Here is a 4,795-nt window from a genome sequence, read left to right on the forward strand (position 1 = left end):
CTGGTCAATATCAAGAATCATGACCTCAACTTCGTCGCCAATCTGTACTACTTTGGATGGATGAACGTTTTTATTGGTCCAGTCCATTTCGGAAACATGTACTAAACCTTCGATACCGGATTCGATTTCGGCGAAACAACCATAATCAGTAAGATTGGTAATTCGCGCAACAACCCGGCTGCCAACGGAGCACGTTTTCTGAAGTTTGGTCCAGGGGTCATCGGCAAGTTGTTTCAGGCCAAGAGATACACGGCTCCGTTCCCGATCAAAGCGCAGTACCTTAACATTGATCTCTTCGCCGATCGTCAGCACTTCGCTTGGATGTTTTACGCGTTTCCAGGCGATATCTGTGATATGCAGAAGGCCGTCTACACCACCCAGATCGATGAATGCACCGTAGTCGGTCAGGTTTTTCACTATACCTTTGACGACACTGCCTTCTTCTAGCTGCTCAAGTAATTTTTCACGTTCGATATTGTAAGCGGCTTCCAGGACTGCACGACGGGAAACGACAATGTTGTTCCGCTTGGCATCAAGTTTAACTAACTTAAACTCAAGATCCTGACCGGCTTCAAGATGGGCTGTATCACGCGTTGGACGGACATCAACCAATGATCCAGGCAGGAAAGCCTGAATGGTATTTATACTAACTGTAAAACCACCGCGCACCTTGCCGGTGATCGGTCCGGTCACAATCTGATCCTGCTCAAACGCTTTCTCAAGCTCTTTCCAGGCTTCTGCGCGTTTAGCTTTTTCGCGGGACAGGACGGTTGATCCAAAACCATCCTCCACCGCTTCCAGTGCTACCTGAACTTCATCACCTTCAATGATCGTCAGCTCGCCCTGATCGTTCAAAAACTGCGCCTTAGGGATAACGCCTTCAGATTTGAGACCCGCGTTTACAACCACGAAATCACTATCGATAGCGACAACCACGCCGGTCACGATAGAACCGGGAGCCATATCCAGATCCTGTAGGCTCTCCTCGAAAAGTTCTGCAAAACTTTCGTTCATAGCTGTACGATCCTCACTATCTCATCAGGGTTAACGGAGCCCTTTGTGTCGCACCTCTTCCATTACCGCTGCGAGTACTTCATCGATCGTAAGCTTGGTCGAATCGAGCACAATAGCGTCTTGAGCTGGCTTTAGAGGTGCTACAGCACGGTTCATATCACGCGCATCTCGGGCTTTTATATCCTCTAATATAGCTTGAAGACTAGCACCCAGTCCCTTGTTAATCAACTGGTTATAGCGACGGTCGGCGCGCTCCTCTGCACTGGCATCAAGGTAAATTTTCAACGGAGCATCTGGGAAAACAACGGTTCCCATATCTCGTCCGTCGGCAATCAAACCCGGCTCAGTAGCAAACGCCCGCTGACGATTCAACAAGGCTTCACGCACATCAGGAATCGCTGCAACAACCGATGCATCCCCTCCGACCTTTTCCGTACGGATCGTATCGGTCACTTCCTCACCTTCAAGGACGATACGGATACCATCAGAACCTTCAACCGCATTAAACTGAACATCTAAGTGCTCCGCCAATACTGTTAATGCCTCGGTATCATCCAACTCCACACCGTGATGATCAGCCGCCAGTGCGACTAATCGATACAGCGCACCACTGTCCAGCAAATTCCAGCCAAGTTCTTGCGCCAGCAGCTGACACAGTGTGCCTTTGCCTGATCCGCTAGGGCCATCTACCGTGATGACACCAGCTTGTTCGTGTACAGAGGACATCAGCTGTCTCCCTCATTGACGTTCAAACCGACTTCCTGAGCAAGGTCTACAAATGTAGGGAATGATGTCGCCACATTCGCGCAGTCATTGATTTTAATCTCACCACTGGAACGCAGTGCTGCGATGCTGAAGGACATTGCAATACGGTGATCGCCATGGGCAAACACCTCACCACCGTGCAGCTGACCACCTCGAATGATCGCGCCATCCGGCGTGCCTTCGATATCAGCGCCCAGTGCTTTCAGTCCATCAACCATCACCTGAATACGGTCACTTTCTTTGACCCGCAACTCTTCAGCACCGCTCACAACGGTTTCACCTTCAGCGCAGCAAGCCGCGATAAACAGTGCAGGGAACTCATCAATGGCGAGCGGCACCTGGTCTTCAGGAACCTGAATACCTTTCAACGGCGCATAACGGATATGGATATCAGCAACCGGCTCACCGCCCACCTCACGCTCGTTCATCAGCTCCAGATTTGCGCCCATCAGTTTCAGGATATTTAACACGCCCACTCGGGTTGGGTTAATGCCCACATGCTCCAGCGTCAGATCAGATCCTGGCGTGATTGCCGCAGCGACCAAGAAGAACGTGGCAGAAGAAATATCTGCAGGCACGTCAATTTGGGTGGCGGTCAGTGTGCCACCACTGGTCACGGATACTTCACTACCGTTCTGTTCAACAGCATAACCAAAGCCTTGCAACATACGCTCTGTATGGTCGCGAGTCGGCGCGGGTTCAGTCACGGACGTGACACCGTCTGCATACAGTCCTGCCAGCATCAGGCAGGACTTTACCTGTGCACTCGCCATCGGCATTTCGTAGCTGATCGCTTTGAGGTCACTACCACCTTTAATTTTCAGCGGCGGGCGCCCCCCCTCTCCACTTTCGATCTGAGCGCCCATCAAGCGCAGTGGTTTTGCCACGCGCTCCATCGGTCGCTTACTCAGTGACTCATCGCCACTCAATTCAGTATCAAACTGCTGAGCCGCCAGCAAACCAGACAACAGACGAATGGTTGTACCCGAGTTACCTACATAAATAGGTCCCGGAGGGGCCTGCAATCCGTTCAGACCAACACCATGGATACGAACCTTACCTTGATTAGGGCCTTCGATCACAACCCCCATATCGCGGAAAGCCTGAAGGGTTGCCAATGCATCTTCACCTTCTAGGAAACCACTCACCTCCGTAATACCGTCAGCCAGAGAACCCAGCATGATGGAGCGATGAGAAATAGATTTGTCGCCCGGTACTCGGATGGTACCGGTAACAGAGCCGCCTGGTTGTGCACGGAAAATTACATTTGAACTATTCATAGTTTGAGATGATGCAGTATCTGAAAGAATTCGGGAAAAATGTTCACGGGCAGCCTGAGCACGGGTGAATGTGCCTAGCATCATATCACCGTTGCCCTGTTCGATTGCGCTGCGCAACCGGGCCAGCCCTGCTGTAAATCGGTCCAACTGCCTCAGCAGCGGATCTTTGTTTGCCAAACAGACATCGTGCCACATGGTTGGGTCACTGCCGGCAATGCGGGTAAAATCACGAAAACCACCCGCTGCGTAACGAAAGATATCCAGGTTTTCCTCTTCCCGTGCCAGCGTATCAACCAAAGAAAACGCCAGAATATGGGGAAGGTGGCTTGTCGCCGCCAACACTTCGTCGTGCCGGGCCACATCCATCATCAATACTTCTGCTCCCGTAAAGCGCCACATCTCTTCAACACGGGCTGTTGCCTCGTCAGCAGAGTCTGGCAGGGGCGTCAGTATGACTTTATAACCGTTAAAAAGCTGTGAATCTGCTGCAGCCACACCACTTTTTTCTGACCCGGCAATCGGATGTCCGGGGACAAAACCTACGGGCAAACGTCCAAAGACACGCTCTGCGGCTTCAACCACATTACCTTTAGTGCTACCGACATCCGTTAAAATTGTTGAAGGTGTCAGGAAAGGCTTGATCTGTTCCAGCACGGCTTCGGTTGCCTTAACCGGAACAGCCAGCACCACCAGATCGGCACTGGAGACTTCTTCCGCCAAGTTTTCTGCCATCGAATCGATCACACCCAGACGCAGGCCTTCTTGCATCTCACGCTGATCGCGATCAAAACCGACCACATTCGCACAGGCGCGTTGCTCGCGCAGCGATTTAGCCAGAGAACCGCCGATCAACCCAAGTCCAATAACCAGTACTTTATTCAACCAATGACTCACGCAGATAACACCTTAGCCAGAGCATCCAGACAACGCTGATTCTCTTCCGGCAGACCGATACTGATTCGCAAATGATTAGGCATTCCGTAATTAGCTACTGGTCTCACAATCACCCCTTGATGCAACAACGCCTGATAATACTCTGCCGCATCTTGCTTCATATCCACCGTCAGGAAATTACCCGCTGAAGGAATCCATTCAAGCTGGAGCGCCGCTAAGCCACTCTCCAGCTGAGCCATCCCCGCGGTGTTCAACTGCACGGATCGTTCCAGATATTCCTGATCAGACAGCGCGGCCACCGCAGCACTCAGCGCAATGGTGTTGACGTTAAATGGCTGGCGGATGCGATTCAGCAGATCAGTGATCGCTTCATTCGCCACCGCAAACCCGACGCGTAACGCGGCCAGACCATACGCTTTGGAAAAAGTACGGGTAACCACCAGGTTCGGATACTGCGCCTGCAGTTGCAAGCCATTTGGAAAGTCATCCAGCGCGACATATTCGGTATACGCTTCATCCAGCACAACCACGACGTGTGCAGGTACTTTCGCCAGAAAGGTCTGCAGCTCACTGTCGGTCAACCAGGTACCGGTAGGGTTGTTCGGGTTTGCAATAAAGATCATCCGGGTACGATCAGTAATCGCATCCGCCATCGCATCCAGATCATGCCCCCAGTTTTTTGCGGGCGTGACGACCGCTTTAGCCGCCAGGGCTTGTGTAACCAGCGCATACACCACGAAGCTATATTCGGAATAAATAACTTCATCACCGGGCTGGATAAACGTGCGGCCGAGCAGATCCAGAACATCATTGGAGCCATTTCCCAATGTAATTCGGGACGA

4 protein-coding genes are annotated in these 4,795 nt (G+C 51.8%); all 4 read right to left on the bottom strand.

Features of this window, described 5'->3' with window-relative positions; all coding sequences use genetic code 11:
* On the bottom strand, window positions 1-1,014 hold a 1,014-nt coding region (locus ABYW01_RS14300), incomplete at its 3' end, for a 30S ribosomal protein S1 (protein WP_372833850.1).
* A 30-nt stretch (window positions 1,015-1,044) separates the two neighbouring features.
* Window positions 1,045-1,740 carry a (d)CMP kinase gene (cmk, locus tag ABYW01_RS14305; protein WP_372833852.1) on the bottom strand — a complete coding sequence of 232 codons (696 nt, stop codon included), beginning with the start codon at window positions 1,738-1,740 and terminating at the stop codon, window positions 1,045-1,047.
* Window positions 1,740-3,953, bottom strand: coding sequence for a bifunctional prephenate dehydrogenase/3-phosphoshikimate 1-carboxyvinyltransferase (locus ABYW01_RS14310; protein WP_372833854.1), 2,214 nt, complete (start codon window positions 3,951-3,953; stop codon window positions 1,740-1,742). Before ABYW01_RS14310 ends, cmk begins: the two co-directional genes overlap by 1 nt.
* Window positions 3,950-4,795: histidinol-phosphate transaminase (gene hisC, locus ABYW01_RS14315; protein ID WP_372833856.1), on the bottom strand; the 846-nt coding region annotated here is incomplete at its 5' end. The genes ABYW01_RS14310 and hisC, both read right to left, overlap by 4 nt.

Origin of the sequence: Pontibacterium sp., assembly GCF_041587635.1 — a bacterium.
Classification (GTDB): Bacteria; Pseudomonadota; Gammaproteobacteria; order Pseudomonadales; family Balneatricaceae; genus Pontibacterium.